The 13653-nt window shown below is 63.7% G+C and carries 15 protein-coding genes; 5 read left to right on the top strand and 10 right to left on the bottom strand.

Features of this window, described 5'->3' with window-relative positions; all coding sequences use genetic code 11:
• Nucleotides 1–93: 93 nt before the first annotated feature.
• Nucleotides 94–351, top strand: a complete 258-nt coding sequence (locus tag HFX_RS09725; protein ID WP_004060241.1) for a hypothetical protein — start codon at nt 94–96, stop codon at nt 349–351.
• Between the two features lie 63 nt (nt 352–414).
• Here HFX_RS09725 and HFX_RS09720 read toward each other — a convergent pair whose 3' ends face one another.
• The 8 genes from HFX_RS09720 to HFX_RS09690 form a co-directional block, all read right to left on the bottom strand.
• The gene (locus HFX_RS09720) at nt 415–681 is read right to left on the bottom strand and encodes an elongation factor 1-beta (RefSeq protein WP_004060242.1); all 267 of its coding nucleotides are present in this window, start codon (nt 679–681) and stop codon (nt 415–417) included.
• Between the two features lie 2 nt (nt 682–683).
• A complete protein-coding gene (locus HFX_RS19145; RefSeq protein ID WP_004042997.1) occupies nt 684–863 on the bottom strand; it encodes an HVO_2753 family zinc finger protein in 180 nt (59 codons plus the stop codon).
• Nucleotides 864–946: 83 nt separating this feature from the next.
• Nucleotides 947–2203 carry a tripartite tricarboxylate transporter permease gene (locus tag HFX_RS09715; protein ID WP_004060243.1) on the bottom strand — a complete coding sequence of 419 codons (1257 nt, stop codon included), beginning with the start codon at nt 2201–2203 and terminating at the stop codon, nt 947–949.
• A gap of 160 nt (nt 2204–2363) precedes the next feature.
• Nucleotides 2364–2699, bottom strand: coding sequence for a 50S ribosomal protein P1 (rpl12p, locus tag HFX_RS09710; RefSeq protein ID WP_004060244.1), 336 nt, complete (start codon nt 2697–2699; stop codon nt 2364–2366).
• 23 nt (nt 2700–2722) lie between these two features.
• Entirely contained in the window at nt 2723–3757 is a 1035-nt protein-coding gene (locus HFX_RS09705; protein ID WP_004060245.1) for a 50S ribosomal protein L10, read from the bottom strand.
• Nucleotides 3754–4392 carry a 50S ribosomal protein L1 gene (locus HFX_RS09700; protein ID WP_004060246.1) on the bottom strand — a complete coding sequence of 213 codons (639 nt, stop codon included), beginning with the start codon at nt 4390–4392 and terminating at the stop codon, nt 3754–3756. The genes HFX_RS09705 and HFX_RS09700 overlap by 4 nt, the downstream gene beginning before the upstream one ends.
• 268 nt (nt 4393–4660) lie before the next feature.
• Nucleotides 4661–5140: a 50S ribosomal protein L11 gene (locus HFX_RS09695; protein WP_004060247.1), complete on the bottom strand. Its 480-nt coding sequence runs from the start codon at nt 5138–5140 to the stop codon at nt 4661–4663.
• A 99-nt stretch (nt 5141–5239) separates the two neighbouring features.
• On the bottom strand, nt 5240–6304 hold the full coding sequence (locus HFX_RS09690) for a M20/M25/M40 family metallo-hydrolase (RefSeq protein ID WP_004060248.1): 1065 nt from the start codon (nt 6302–6304) through the stop codon (nt 5240–5242).
• A 144-nt stretch (nt 6305–6448) separates the two neighbouring features.
• Here HFX_RS09690 and HFX_RS09685 point away from each other — a divergent pair, with 144 nt between their 5' ends.
• The 3 genes from HFX_RS09685 (at nt 6449) to HFX_RS09675 (ending at nt 8724) form a co-directional block, all read left to right on the top strand.
• Complete coding sequence (locus tag HFX_RS09685) at nt 6449–6757, top strand: hypothetical protein (protein WP_004060249.1); 309 nt, start codon at nt 6449–6451, stop codon at nt 6755–6757.
• Nucleotides 6758–6904: 147 nt separating this feature from the next.
• Complete coding sequence (gene mvk, locus HFX_RS09680) at nt 6905–7981, top strand: mevalonate kinase (protein ID WP_004060250.1); 1077 nt, start codon at nt 6905–6907, stop codon at nt 7979–7981.
• Nucleotides 7978–8724 (top strand): isopentenyl phosphate kinase, encoded by a 747-nt coding sequence (locus tag HFX_RS09675; protein ID WP_004060251.1) that lies wholly within the window; start codon nt 7978–7980, stop codon nt 8722–8724. The genes mvk and HFX_RS09675 overlap by 4 nt, the downstream gene beginning before the upstream one ends.
• Nucleotides 8725–8772: 48 nt before the next feature.
• Here HFX_RS09675 and HFX_RS09670 read toward each other — a convergent pair whose 3' ends face one another.
• Nucleotides 8773–9519: an MBL fold metallo-hydrolase gene (locus HFX_RS09670; protein ID WP_004060252.1), complete on the bottom strand. Its 747-nt coding sequence runs from the start codon at nt 9517–9519 to the stop codon at nt 8773–8775.
• 142 nt (nt 9520–9661) lie between these two features.
• Here HFX_RS09670 and HFX_RS09665 point away from each other — a divergent pair, with 142 nt between their 5' ends.
• Nucleotides 9662–12418: an ATP-dependent helicase gene (locus tag HFX_RS09665; RefSeq protein ID WP_004060253.1), complete on the top strand. Its 2757-nt coding sequence runs from the start codon at nt 9662–9664 to the stop codon at nt 12416–12418.
• A gap of 3 nt (nt 12419–12421) precedes the next feature.
• On the opposite strand, the gene HFX_RS09660 is transcribed toward HFX_RS09665, so the two are convergent.
• Complete coding sequence (locus HFX_RS09660) at nt 12422–13642, bottom strand: lactate racemase domain-containing protein (RefSeq protein ID WP_004060254.1); 1221 nt, start codon at nt 13640–13642, stop codon at nt 12422–12424.
• Nucleotides 13643–13653 lie beyond the last annotated feature (11 nt).

The following is a 13653-nucleotide window of genomic DNA, read 5'->3' as shown; positions in this document are numbered from 1 at the left end:
CCCACAGCAGGCACTCTCGCATGCACTAACGGTTGTTGCCGCCAGTTGGGAACGCGAGTAAGGGTTATTGAGTGTGGGGAAGAATCATTACATATGTCCCAAGAATCGGTCTCGTTGAGCGCAGAGTCTATACAGCAGCAGGCGCAGACCGAGTCGACAGACCACAAGATGGTCGATTCTGACGACCACGAAGGGTCGAGTCACAGCGCAGAGCAGTTCGGTATCGGGCTCACCGCCGGATTCCTCCTCGGAGGTATTCTCGGTGTGCTCACGAACTCGCTCTCGCTCGGCGTGATGCTCGGCTTGACAGTCGGCGTCGTCTTCGGGGTCGTACTGATGGAATATCGCTGACGCTCGGTCAGAAAAACGCTGTTGCTCGGCAGGCGAGTGTGAGAGAAAGGGTCGGTCGTCAGTTCAGATACGGCCGACGTTCTCGACGGAGACGCTTTCGACGCCGTCGACTTCGATGAATGCTTCCTCGACAGCTTCAGTGCCACCAGCATCGTCGGGGACGATGACCGTCGGCAGGAGGGCGACGAGACCGAACGCGACGTCGTCGCGCTCGAAGCCCTTGATCTTTGCACCCTCAGGGAGGGAGTCTTCGAGCAGGTCCTCGAGGTCGTCGAGGTCGAGCTCGGGGCTGTTCGGCATGACCTTGATTTTGGCGGCTACTTTTCCCATGATTATGGACCCATGAACCCGCAGTCGGGGCACTCGTAGAGGTTGCTCTGCTTACGGCACTTGGAACAACGCGAAATCTCTTGGCCACAGTCTGGGCACTTGAACGTCGCGGCGCTCATGCCAGCGATGTTGATGCCGCAGGACACACACTGGTGCGCGTGTCGCTGTTCGGACTCGCTCATACGCTCACAAACCGGCGCACGACTTTTAACCGTTGTCTTTCCGGGTTCTTCCGGGGGAAAACCGTGTGCCGAGTCGACATGGCTCACCCGAGTGCAAGCGGCCCCATGAGCACACTCATTAGATGGATGCGTCGACAACCGAATTTTACCGGGAGGTGCCCAACCCCCGCGGCGACGCCGAGTACGACTATACCACCCACGCCCGCAAACGCCCACGAGAGAACGACGAGAAAGAGACAGACTCCGGCGACGAGTCGGCGCTGGTCGAGTCGACCGACGAACACCAACGCGCGGTCACCGAGAATCGGCACTAACATCGAACCGCAGACGCCCGCGAAAATCGTCGTTGGGACCGCGATACCGAGTCCGGTCGGCAGGTCGGCCGCCGAGAGAGCAACGAGTGCGCCCGTTCGCGGCGTCCCCAGTCCAGCCAGCGCGAAAAGTGCGAAGACGGTCGTTGCAGTTGTCGCGGCACTCGTCGCCGTAACGTAGGCACGTGCCGATTCGTCGGGGTCGCTTCCGGGAAGAACCGCGAGCGCGAGTGTTCCCGCGACACCGGCCGAAACGCCCGGAAGGTAGCCCACGAACGCGCCACCGCCCGTGCCCGCGAGAACACTCCGCGCAACGGCCCACGGAGACGTGGCGAGTGTCGTATCGCCCTGTGGAGGGACTCCGGTACCGTGGCGCGCCTCCAGAAGCACCGGCACACCGAACAGGCCAGCTAACAACGGCGCTAAAACCCCGCCGACGGGAAGCGGTCCGACGAAAGAGCGGTCGAGAACGGCGAGTCCGAGACCCGTCGCGGCGGCAACAGTCACTCCGGCGGTGAGTTTCGCCCGGATGGTCGGTTCGGTCCAGATGAGAGCGACCGCGACACCGACGAGAACGACCCACAGGTAGTCACGGATAATCGGATAGCCGTGAACCAGCACCTCGGTGACGGGAACTGCCACAGGGACGGCGAGACAGAGCGCGACACCGCTTCCAAGCGCTGAGAGACGGAGTGCCTCGCGTCCCCGCCCGCCGAGGACGAGTTTGTGAGCCGGGAGCGCACCGGGTGCGAGCGCCGCATCAGGGACGCCGAGCGTCAGCGCCGGAACCACGTCGAGAAACGTGTGAACCGTCGAGGCCGCGAGGACGGCGGCGGCGACGGCGACTGGCGGAGCGGGTATGTCAGCCGCGACGCTGGCGAGCACGAGCGCAAAAGCATTCGCGTGAAGCCCCGGGACGAGACCCGAACACGTCCCGAGAAGGATGCCAACACCGACGCCGACGAAGACGGCGGTCGTCGGGTCGAGGGCGCGCAGCGCGACGAATCCAACCGTTCCGGTGGGCGACATCGCTCCGAGATAGCCGCGGGTTGGGATATGAAGCTACGGACGCGAGGGTGCACACTACGGTTACAACCGTTGCGAGCGCTGTCGCTTGGGGAGTGGTGTCAAAAGAAATCAGAGTTATCGAGCGAGCGTTGCCGCGTGTGCGGCGTGTGTCTCGCGAGAGTTAGCCGAAGAGGGCGCCGAGACCTTCACCGTCGGCCTCCTCGTCCTCGTCTTCTTCTTCAGCGGCCTCTTCTTCGGCTTCTTCGGCTTCTTCGGCTTCGTCAGCCTCAGCAGCCTCGACCTCGCCACCAGCAGCGCCGCCCGCAGCGGGTGCGGGGGCAGCGGCGGCCGTCTCGATGGCCTCTTCGATGTCAACGTCCTCGAGCGCGGCGACGAGCGCCTTGGCGCGGGACTCTTCGACATCGACACCGGCAGCCTCGAGGACTGCGGTGATGTTCTCTTCGTTGACCTCTTCGTCCGTCTCGTTCAGGATGAGAGCAGCGTAGACGTATTCCATTGTTGTATTCCTCGTTGTGTGTTTTAGAACAGGGAGCCAAGGGCGTCGCCGGCGTCTTCGTCGTCACCTTCGTCGTCGGTGTCGTCGGCTTCAGCCTCGTCGGCTTCCTCTGCTTCTTCGTCAGTCGATTCGTCTTCGTCCGCGGCGGGCGCGCTAGGCGCGGAGACACCGCGGAGTTCCTCGGGGAGCGCCTCCTCGTCGTCGATCTTCGTGGCGAGCGCCCGAAGCTGGGCGTCTGCCTTCGTGATAAGCTCCGGCATGAAGTCCGGGCTTTCGATGTTGGCGAAGAGACCGACGGATTTGGCCTCGCTGGTCGCCTTCGCGATGAGCGACGGCGCGGTCTGGGCGGTCGGGTAGACCGCGTTGACCGAGAGGTTCGTTGCGGCGGAAACGGCCGACTGGATGTCGGCACGGTACTCGTCCACGTCGATGGCGAGTTCGTCGGGTTCGAACAGGACGCCTTCGGAGAAGACGCCACGAAGGTCGAGACCGACCTCCTTGGGTTCGATACCGAGTTCTACCAGCACGTTGGCGAGTTCCTCAGAGACTTCCTCGCCCTCGTCGAGGACGTGGGAGTCTTCGGTCACCTTGATCGAGCCTTCCATAATGCGGGCGGAGGCACCGACCTGCTGGAGTTCGCCGACGAACGGACCCGGGTCTACGCCCGTGTCACCCTCGGGGATGACGATGTCGTTCGGGGCAACTTCGCCAGCGTTGATGGGAGCGGGTGTCTTCGACGCTTCGAGCTCCTTGTACAGGGCGAACGGGTTGTCGTTCGTGCCGATGAGGGCGACCTGTCCGGCGATGTACTCCTTGAGTTCCTCGAAGCCATCGTTGACTTCGTCGAGTGCGCGGTTCACGAGCGTGTTACGGCTCATGCGCACTGCAGCCGAACCGTGCAGCTCGCGGCGCATGGCCTGGAGCTGCTTGCTCGGAATGCCCGCGACACCGACGACGCCAACGGATTCGTAGCTGTCGATGAAGTCGACGAGTTCCTCGACTTCGTCACGCTTCCACTGCGGAATAACCTCGGTCTGTCGAGTCCCGGATTCGCTCATGCGGGCACCTCCACGGACGGACCCATCGTCGTCTTCACGAAGATAGAGTCAATGTTGAGGGGGCCCTTTTCGAGCGTCGCTTCGAGACGACGGACGATAACGTCGATGTTCTCCGCGATCTCGTCAGAAGACATGTCGTCCGCACCAACGCGCGTGTGGAACGTGCGTCGGTCACGGGAGCGGAGCTGCACCGTGTTTTTCATCCGGTCCACTGTCTCGACGACGTCGTCGTCGGGCTGAAGTGGGGTCGGCATCTTACCGCGGGGACCGAGAACGGTACCAAGGTAGCGACCGATGTCCTGCATCAGTGCTGCCTCGGCAACGAAGAAGTCGGTCTCGTCGGCAAGGTCTTTCGCCGCATCGGTGTCGTCGCCGAAGTCTTCGAGCTCATCGGGCCCGAGAACTTCGTCGGCGACATCCTCTGCGCGGAGCGCGGTCTCACCGGTCGCGAACACCACAATCTGGGTGTCCTGGCCGGTGCCAGACGGGAGCACGATGCTCTCGTCAACACGCTTCGACGGGTCGTTAAGATCTAAATCGCGCAGGTTGACGGCGAGGTCGACCGTTTCGCGGAAGTTCCGCCCGGGCGCCTCGTCGAGTGCGCGAGATACTGCGTCAACTATTGTGTCTGCCATTATTCACCTCCGTAGTACGCAGGATTGCTCCTACGGGTCAGTGAAACAGGCTACTGCCTGCCTCGTCCGGCAGGACGAGCAGGCTCAACTTAAGTCCGTCGAAGAACGGGAGCCGAAACACCCGAATTCGGGTGTTTCGCGTGCCACCTCCACACACGCAACCAGACGAGAACGCGACGTCTATTCGACTGTCCGGTTTTATGGAGAGAAGAAAGCGGGCCGAGTCGACTCGGCCCGACGGAAAGGGCGGTTCGACCCGACGGAACGATTACTCGTCGTCGAACTGGTCGTCGAAGTCGCCGCCGTCGATACGCTCCTTGAACGTACGGGCGTCCTCGCCCTCGATGGTGACACCGAGCGACGCGCACGTCCCTGCGACTTCCTTCGAGGCGTTCTTGAGGTCGTACGCGAGCAGGTCAGAAGACTTCTGCTCTGCGACCTTCTTTAGCTGTTCGACGGACATGTCGGCGACGAAGTTCTTCTGGGGTTCGCCGCTGCCAGTCTCGAATCCGACTTCGTCCTTGATGAGGGCGGCCGTCGGAGGGACACCGACCTCGATGCTGAACGAGCCGTCGTCATCGTACTCGACGGTGACCGGCACTTCCATGCCGTCGAATGCGTCGGTCTGGTCGTTGATTTCGCCAACGACAGCCTGCACGTCGACAGGGGTCGGGCCGAGTTCCGGGCCGAGCGGCGGACCGGGGTTCGCCTTCCCGCCGGGAACGAGTACTTCGATAGTTCCAGCCATACGTGGAAACACCGTGTGGCGACTTTTAACGGTTTTCTTTCGCCCGGAGCCGTATGCGACAACTACGCACAGTGAAGGGCGCGCTCGTATGCCGGTCGCTTACAGTTCGACGCCGAACGACTCAACGTCGCCAGCGAGCGCCGCTATCGACCCGAGAAGCGCGGCCACGTCGTCGAGGTCGGTCGTCGAGATGACTTCGACCGGCGTGTGCATGTAGCGGTTCGGGATGCCGATGTTGAGGGAGGGAATGCCGGAGCGACTCGTGTAGAAAGCGTCCGCGTCCGTACCCGTGCGGATGCCGTCGGCCTGTAGCTGTACGTCGATGTCGGCCTCGTCAGCCGCGTCGCGGGCGAGTGCGACGACGTTCGGGTGATTCGCGCTCCCGCGGGAGATAACCGGTCCCTCAGCGAGTTCGACCGGTCCTTTCTGCTTGCCCGGTACGTCCGGGTTGTCGGTTGCGTGCGTTACGTCGACCGCGACCACCGCGTCGGGATTGAGGTCGTAGCCGACCATCTTCGCACCTTGCACGCCGACTTCCTCTTGTACCGTGCTGACGGCGTATACCGTCGCGTCCACGTCGTTCTCGACGGCAGCGCGAAGTCCTTCGGCGGCCGACCACGTGCCGACGCGGTTGTCCATCCCGTTGGCTGCGACGCGGTCGCCCGCGAGGTCGCGGACTCGTGCTTCGACCGTCACGGGGTCGCCGACTTCGACGTAGTCATTCGCCTCGTCCTTGCTCGTCGCGCCGATATCGACGAACTGCTCTTCGAGGTCGTCGTATTCTTCCTCTCCAACGTCGCGGAGGTGGATGGCAGTCTGGCCGATGACGCCGTGGACATCGCCTCCGTCGGCGTGAACTGTCACGTGCTGGCCCTTCGAGACGGTTCGGTCGGCACCGCCGATGGGACCGATGCGGACGAAGCCGTCATCGTCGATGTCGCGGACGATGTAGCCAATCTGGTCGGCGTGGCCGGTAAAGGCGATTTCGGGGCCGTCGCCGGAGCCTTCGTGAACCGCGACAGCGTTACCGTACGCGTCGACGGTTACGTCGTCTGCAAACTGGGAGACGTAGTCTATCCACACGCGCTGTCCGTCGGTCTCGTAGCCGGACGGACTTGGTGTGGTAAGCAGGTCTTCGAGAAATTCGCGTCGGTCGTCTTCCATACTGTTCGTTCATGGGGGACCGGTGAAGAACACAACGAATCCTCGCCGCAGTCTGGTGGTTCAGTGTCGGAGGTGGCTGGACAATTGGCGACAGGTCGACTCGTCGCCGCAACGACTATCCGTTTTCTGAGCGTATTGAAATGTATGGCCGACATTACCCTCTTCGAGGTGCACCTGCACGACGGCTTCGAGTTCAGCCCCACCAACCGCGCCCCGTTCGTCAGCAAGGGCGGAGAGACGGCGGCGGAAGCGGAACTCGAAGGCGAGTACGAAACCGAAGCCGAGGAGGCTGGCGAAGAAAGCGGGTCGAAGAGCCGCACCGCGATGGCGCTGCTGTTCGGTCTCGTCCTCCTCGCTGGCGTTGCGGCCGCAGTTCGCTTCCTCCGCGGCGGCGACGAACTGGCCGAACTCGGCGAACTCGACGAACGTGAGGAAGTCGAAGTCGGCGCGTAACACTGACTCGACCGGAGACCCAACACGACTCGACGGCTTACCCCGTCCTGATTCGGCTGTTTTTCATCCGAAGATACGGCAGCAGCTAATCATCAGTGACGACGCCGGTCGGATACGCTTAAGCGAATCCCGTGGAAAGCCCGGAGCATGACCGTTTCGAGCGCTCCCGGCAAGGTGTATCTGTTCGGGGAGCACGCAGTCGTCTACGGCGAACCGGCGGTTCCATGCGCCGTCGAGCGACGAGCGACCGTCTCCGTCTCTGCCCGCGACGACGACCACGTCCGCGTCCGTGCCGAAGACCTGAGTCTCAACGGCTTCACGGTAGAGTACAGCGGGTCGACCGGCAACCATCCCGACGTAGACGTTCCCACACCGCTCGTCGAGGCCGCGATGGGCTACATCGATGCGGCTGTTGCACAGGCCCGTGACGCCGCCGACGCGCCCGACGCTGGATTCGACATCACCGTCAAAAGCGACATCCCGCTCGGCGCTGGTCTCGGCTCGTCCGCGGCCGTCGTCGTCGCCGGTATCGACGCCGCAACGCGCGAACTGGGCGTCGAACTCTCCCCCCGAGAGATAGCCGACCGGGCCTACCGCGCCGAACACGAGGTTCAGGACGGACAGGCTTCGCGCGCCGATACGTTCTGCTCCGCGATGGGTGGGGCCGTCCGCGTCGAAGGCGACGACTGCCGGACCATCGACGCGCCTCCACTCCCGTTTGTCATCGGCTTCGACGGCGGCGCAGGCGACACCGGCGCGCTCGTCTCCGGCGTCCGCGCCCTGCGCGAAGAGTACGACTTCGCCGCCGACACCGTCTCAACTATCGGCGACATCGTCCGCCGGGGCGAAGACCTCCTCGCCGACGCCGACCCGGAGGAACCCTCCGAAGCGCTCCTCTCCGAACTCGGCCGGTTCATGAACTTCAACCACGGCCTGCTCGAAGCCCTCGGCGTCTCCTCTCGCTCGCTCGATTCCATGGTCTGGGCGGCCCGCGAGGCGGGTGCCTACGGCGCAAAACTCACCGGTGCGGGCGGCGGCGGTTGTATCGTCGCGCTCGACCCCACGCCCGAGACGCAGACCGCACTTCGGTTCACGCCGGGCTGTGAGGATGCGTTCCGGGCCGAACTCGCAACTGAGGGCGTTCGTGTCGAAGAGCCGCCAGCGTCGGCAGCATCGGCAGAATCGAATGTGGGCGACGACCAGTCCCCGGAGGGGTCGGCGTGAGCCTCGTCGTCCTCAAACTCGGCGGGAGCGTCGTCACCGACAAAGACGAACTCGAGACGATCGATAAAGACGGTCTTGCCGCTGCTGCAGACGCCGTCGCAACCCTTGCAGAATCAGGGCAGGTCGTCGTCGTCCACGGCGCCGGAAGCTTCGGGCACCCCCACGCCGCCGACCACGACGTCTCCTCGGATACAGGCACGCACGACGAAATCGGTGTCCGTGCCATCCACGATGCGATGAAGCGCCTGAACGACGCCGTCCTCGACGCGCTCGCGGAACGAGGCGTCTCTGCCCTCCCGGTTCACCCACTCTCGGCTGGTGCGCGCGAAACAGATGGGTCGCTGTCGCTCTCACTCGCCGCAACTGAGACGATGCTCGCCGAAGGATTCGTCCCGGTTCTCCACGGGGATGTCATCGCGCACGCGGGCGAGGGTGCAACCATCGTCAGCGGCGACGACCTCGTGGTCTCGCTGGCGTCCGGTCTCGACGCCGACCGCGTCGGTCTCTGTTCGACCGTCCCCGGCGTCCTCGATACCGACGGAGCGGTGATTCCGGAAATCACCGCGTTTGCGGACGCAGCAGACGCGCTCGGCGGGTCGGAATCGACGGACGTGACCGGCGGCATGGCCGCGAAAGTTCGCAAGTTGCTCGCGCTCGGCGCACCCGCCCACGTGTTCGGTCCCGACGGACTCTCCGCATTCGTCGCTGGCGAGTCGCCCGGCACCGTGATTCGCGGGGAATAACGGAAGAAACCCGATTTTCGTATCGGTCGCTCTCAGAGCGACAACCGTTCAGAATTCGACGACTAACCCGTCTTCTGCGACCTGTACGTCGCCGTCGAAGTGGTCACTGACTCGCGCTTCGAGGTTGTCGGTGACGCGGTCGGCGTGCGGGTACAAGTGCGTGAGAATGACCCTGTCGATGTCGTACCCGGCGAGCGTTTCACCCACTTTGCTCGGCGTCGGGTGGTTCGAGACGTCCACGTCGTCGGGGAACGAGCAGTCGTGGACGAGGACAGAAGCACCGTCGGCGAACTCGGCGAGTCCGTCGAACGCCTCGGTGTCGCCGGAGAAGACGAAGTCGGATTCTCCCATTTCGTGCGTGAACCGGTACGCGAGCGTCGGAATCGAGTGGCGGACTTCGTAGCCGAGCACGTCGAATCCGGTGATACCGAACTCGTGGGGACCGACCTCGCGGACCCGAATCTCTAATCGGCCTTTCAGGTAGTCGTGTACGTCGAAGAGACCGTCGACGAGCGCCTTCGTCCCCTCCGGCCCGACGATTTCGAGATACTCTTCACCGGCAAGCCAACGGGCCTTGACGAGGGGCATGAGGTCCGAAACGTGGTCGAGATGGAGGTGTGTGAGGAGCACCGATGAGATGCCTTCGTACCCAACCTCGGTCTCGGCGAGTCGAGCCAGCACGCCCGACCCGCAGTCGACAAGGAGCGCGTGCGTGTCCGATTCGAGCAGCAGTCCGGTCTGAGCACGACCGGAAACGGGCATCGCACTACCAGTACCGAGGAATGTGACGCGCATACGCTCAAATACCACGTCTCGGCCGTTAGTCCTTGTGCTCAAGTCGGCCGCAACACACGTTCGTCCCGGTTCGACGATGACGGGACATAACGACGACTGACGGGGCACAACCCTCATACCTGCGCAGGCTAACCCCGAAGTAATGACCCAGCGTGGCCGTTCCCTCCTCACCGCGAAGGGGGACGACTACGAATTCGACCCAGAAACGGTGTCCGTCGCCGACGAGGGCGTACTCGACTTACTGGAACCCGCCGTTCAAGAGTGGTGGGTCGACCAGTTCGGCGAGTTCGTCCCCGGCAACGGCGGCTTTTTCACTCCGCCGCAACGCGGGGCGATTCCCCTCATTCACGAGGAAGAAAACGCCCTCATCTGTGCCCCCACGGGGTCGGGAAAGACGCTCGCGTCCTTTACCGCCATCATCAACGAGTTGTTCCGCCGCGACCGGGAGTCTCCCGACGGGCTCGACAACTCCGTCTACTGCCTGTACGTCTCACCGCTCAAATCGCTTGCAAACGACATCCATCGGAATCTCACCGAGCCACTGGATGGCATCGCGGACATCGCCGCCGCCCGCGACGAGACTATCAATATCAGACACGCCATCCGCCACGGCGACACGTCCTCTACCGACCGGCAGAAGATGCTCTCGGAGACGCCGCACATCCTCAATACGACGCCGGAGACACTCGCCATCCTGCTCAACTCACCGAAGTTCAAAGAGAAACTCCGGACCGTCGAGTACGTCGTCGTCGACGAGATTCACAGCCTCGCGGAGAACAAACGCGGGACTCATTTGTCGGTGTCACTAGAGCGCTTAGAAGACCTTGCCGAGTCGTCGCCGACGCGAATCGGCTGTTCGGCCACTGTCGAACCGCTTGATACGGTCGCCGAGTTCCTTGTCGGCTACGAAGACGGCGAGCCACGCGACTATGACATCGTCGACACGCGGTTCGTCCGCGACTTCGACATCGAACTTGAGTGTCCCACAGACGACCTGATTCGGACGCCCCGAGACGAGGTACAGACGCGATTCTACGACCGCCTGCACGAACTCGTCGCGTCGCACACGAACACGCTCGTCTTTACGAACACGCGGTCCGGGGCGGAGCGCGTCCTGCACAACCTCCGGGAGACCTACGACGACATCGACGAGACGAACTCTGGATGCCACCACGGTAGTCTCTCGAAGGAGCGGAGACAGGAAATCGAGTCAAGACTGAAGGCGGGCGAGTTGCAGGTCGTCACCACCTCCACGAGCCTCGAACTCGGCATCGACATGCCCCACATCGACCTCGTGGTGCAGGTCGGGTCGCCGAAATCCGTCGCCTCGCTTCTCCAGCGCGTCGGGCGGGCGGGCCACCAACTCGGCCAGACCGTCGAAGGCCGGGTCATCGCGCTCGACAGAGACGAACTCGTCGAGTGCGCGGTGATGCTGACGAAAGCCGAGGAGGGCTTCGTAGACCGGGTGTTTATCCCCGAGAACGCCTTCGACGTGGCTTCCCAGCAGGTCTACGGGATGGCCATCAATTCGATTCGACCCGAGTTCGAGGTCCGCAAGACACTCCGACGTGCTTACCCGTACCGGAACTTCTCGGACGACGACTTCGAGCGCCTGTTTCGCTATCTCACCGCTGACTACGCGGGTCTCGAAGACAAGCACGTCTACGCGAAGGTCTGGTGCGACACCAACGACCCACCGGACGGCGAACATCACTACGAGGAGTACCCCGTCGGCGAACCACTCGTCGGTAAGCGCGGTCGGATGGCCCGCGTCATCTACATGACCAATATCGGGACCATCCCCGATTCCTTCACCTGCGACGTGTTGGTCCGCGGGGCCGACCAGTGGGTCGGCACGCTGGACGAAAGCTACCTCGACACGCTGGAGAAAGGCGACGTGTTCGTCCTCGGCGGCGACAACTTCGCCTACCGATACCGCCGCGGGTCGAAGGTCTACGTCGACCGGACCTCGCAACGGCCGACTGTTCCCTCGTGGTTCTCAGAGCGACTACCCCTCTCGTACGACCTCGGCCGCGAGATAGCCGCGTTTCAGGCCGAACTCGTCGACCGTCTCCAGTCCGGCGGCCCACCAGCGGTTCGGACGTGGCTCCGCGACCACTCGCTCGACGAAAACAGCGTTCGCGCCATCACGCGGATGTTCGACGAACAGGTCCAGTACGGCGGTCCGGAGAGCGTAGCGACCCCATCGAGACTGGTCGTCGAAGCCGAACTCGACCGCGACGCCTACCGCCGCCACTACTACGTTCACTGCACCTACGGCAGACAGTTCAACGACGGTCTCTCGCGCCTCCTCGCGTACCATTGTGCCCGCCGGACCAACGCAAACGTCCAGGTCGCCGTCGCCGACAACGGATTTTCGCTCTCGATGCCGCTGAACCGCAAGGTCGACCTCGCGGGCATCCTTCGCGACCTGAATCCGGATGTGGTCGAAGCAGACCTCCGCGCGGCCCTGAACGGAACCGACCTCCTGAAGCGCTATTTCCGTATCAACGCGACGCGCTCGCTCATGATTCTGAAGCGCTACAAGGGCTACGAGAAGTCCGCCGCCCAGCAGCAAGTCTCCTCCGAGATGCTGCTGTCGTTTACACAGGACTTAGACGAGTTCGCCGTGATGGAGGAGACCTACCGCGAGATTCTGCAGGACAAACTGAACCTCGCGGCCATCGAGGACGTGCTCGAAGCCGTACAGGACGACGAGGTCGACATCGTTGACCAACAGGTATCGACGCCAACCCCGCGCGCCTTCGGGCTTGCGACGTTGATGGCGAGCGACGTGGTTCTCGCCGAAGACGAGAGCGCGGCGCTTCGAGAGTTCCACGAGCGCGTCCTGAACGAAATCGGTGACGGGGGCGACGACCTCGACATCGACGTCGCCTGAAAATCAGACCAACAGCGTGTTCAGCGCGTTGGGAACGACGAGCACGCGACTGCCGGGTTCGACGGCGTCTTCGACCGACTCGCGGGCATGCATGAGACACGAATTCACCACGTCCGGCGACGCCGAGTTCGTCACGTACACGTCGTGGTCGCGGAGGACGCGCGCGACGACGAACGCCCGTTGCGCGCCCGGTTCGTAGCCCGCCCGCATCGACTCGTAGAGCGAGGCGGCGTCGGTCGCCGACGAGAGCGCGTCGAAGAATCGTTTTTCGCCGGTCCCCTCGCCAGCACCCTCGGGAAGCGCCGCGGGGATGACGAGTCGGCCGCAATCATCGGAACCGCTCCCGAGCGGGTTTCGGTCGCCGAGAGCGACGTACGTCGCCGCGCGGGTCGCCTGATAGAGGTTCGCGTCTTTCGGCGCGCCGACGCCGCAGACGACCGCGTCGTAGTTGGTGTCGACCGAAACAGAGAGCGCTTCGCGGGCGGTTGCAGCCAAGGAGCGAACGACTGAGATTGGGTTCCCGGCGGCCGCGCCGAGGAACCCATCCGGTCCCTTCGTCACGTTGAGACAGAAGTCGGGACCGGCGATGAGTCCGGCTCTGTCGAGTGTCTCGCGGAATGGGTTCCCGCGGACGCGGCCGAGGCGAACACCGTCCCGCGAGAGCATGTCCGGGCCGTGGGTGTAGCGGATGATGGATTCGGAGCCTGCGCCGATGACGACCGTCTTCGCGCCGCCGGAAAAACCCGCGTACTGGTGCGGTTCGGCCATGCCGGTGGAGAGGACTACGTCGGCGTCGGCGACGGCGGGATGGACGGAGACCGGGCACCCATCGACCGCGCCGAGGGCGACGACCGAGTCGGGGTCGTGGTTCACCGCGAGGTCAGCGTACTCGCCGAGACCGTCGCGGAGTTCCGCGTCCGTCATCGGGCGGTGCAGTCCGAGACCGACGACGACAGTAACGTTCTCTCGCGGGACCGGCAGATGGTCGAAGAGCACGTCCAAGAGCACGTCGTCCGGGGTATCTCGGGTCACGTCGGTGACGACGATGGCGACCTCATCGGTCGAATTGACGAGCCCGGCGAGCGGCGGCCCGTGCGGGCGCTCCATTGCGGCCTCAGCCGCGGTCCGGGGGTCGACGGGTGCACCACCCGGTGGACGTGCGACATCGACCGAACACGACGGGAGTGAGACGGACAGTCTCCCATCGCCGAGAGGGAGGTTCATGCCTTCTGGTA

Source organism: Haloferax mediterranei ATCC 33500, assembly GCF_000306765.2.
GTDB classification, from domain to species: Archaea; Halobacteriota; Halobacteria; order Halobacteriales; family Haloferacaceae; genus Haloferax; species Haloferax mediterranei.
The sequence above is the reverse complement of the archived record's forward strand: the minus strand, read 5'-3'. Positions and strand labels throughout refer to the sequence as shown.

Excerpts from the sequence above, each read along its gene's own strand:
- HFX_RS09685 (WP_004060249.1), top strand. The coding sequence starts at position 6,449 with ATGGCCGACATTACCCTCTTCGAGGTGCACCTGCACGACGGCTTCGAG.
- HFX_RS09705 (WP_004060245.1), bottom strand. The coding sequence starts at position 3,757 with ATGAGCGAATCCGGGACTCGACAGACCGAGGTTATTCCGCAGTGGAAG.
- HFX_RS09720 (WP_004060242.1), bottom strand. The coding sequence starts at position 681 with ATGGGAAAAGTAGCCGCCAAAATCAAGGTCATGCCGAACAGCCCCGAG.
- HFX_RS09665 (WP_004060253.1), top strand. The coding sequence starts at position 9,662 with ATGACCCAGCGTGGCCGTTCCCTCCTCACCGCGAAGGGGGACGACTAC.
- HFX_RS09690 (WP_004060248.1), bottom strand. The coding sequence starts at position 6,304 with ATGGAAGACGACCGACGCGAATTTCTCGAAGACCTGCTTACCACACCA.
- HFX_RS09700 (WP_004060246.1), bottom strand. The coding sequence starts at position 4,392 with ATGGCAGACACAATAGTTGACGCAGTATCTCGCGCACTCGACGAGGCG.
- HFX_RS19145 (WP_004042997.1), bottom strand. The coding sequence starts at position 863 with ATGAGCGAGTCCGAACAGCGACACGCGCACCAGTGTGTGTCCTGCGGC.
- HFX_RS09670 (WP_004060252.1), bottom strand. The coding sequence starts at position 9,519 with ATGCGCGTCACATTCCTCGGTACTGGTAGTGCGATGCCCGTTTCCGGT.
- HFX_RS09715 (WP_004060243.1), bottom strand. The coding sequence starts at position 2,203 with ATGTCGCCCACCGGAACGGTTGGATTCGTCGCGCTGCGCGCCCTCGAC.
- rpl12p (WP_004060244.1), bottom strand. The coding sequence starts at position 2,699 with ATGGAATACGTCTACGCTGCTCTCATCCTGAACGAGACGGACGAAGAG.
- HFX_RS09660 (WP_004060254.1), bottom strand. The coding sequence starts at position 13,642 with ATGAACCTCCCTCTCGGCGATGGGAGACTGTCCGTCTCACTCCCGTCG.
- HFX_RS09725 (WP_004060241.1), top strand. The coding sequence starts at position 94 with ATGTCCCAAGAATCGGTCTCGTTGAGCGCAGAGTCTATACAGCAGCAG.
- mvk (WP_004060250.1), top strand. The coding sequence starts at position 6,905 with ATGACCGTTTCGAGCGCTCCCGGCAAGGTGTATCTGTTCGGGGAGCAC.
- HFX_RS09695 (WP_004060247.1), bottom strand. The coding sequence starts at position 5,140 with ATGGCTGGAACTATCGAAGTACTCGTTCCCGGCGGGAAGGCGAACCCC.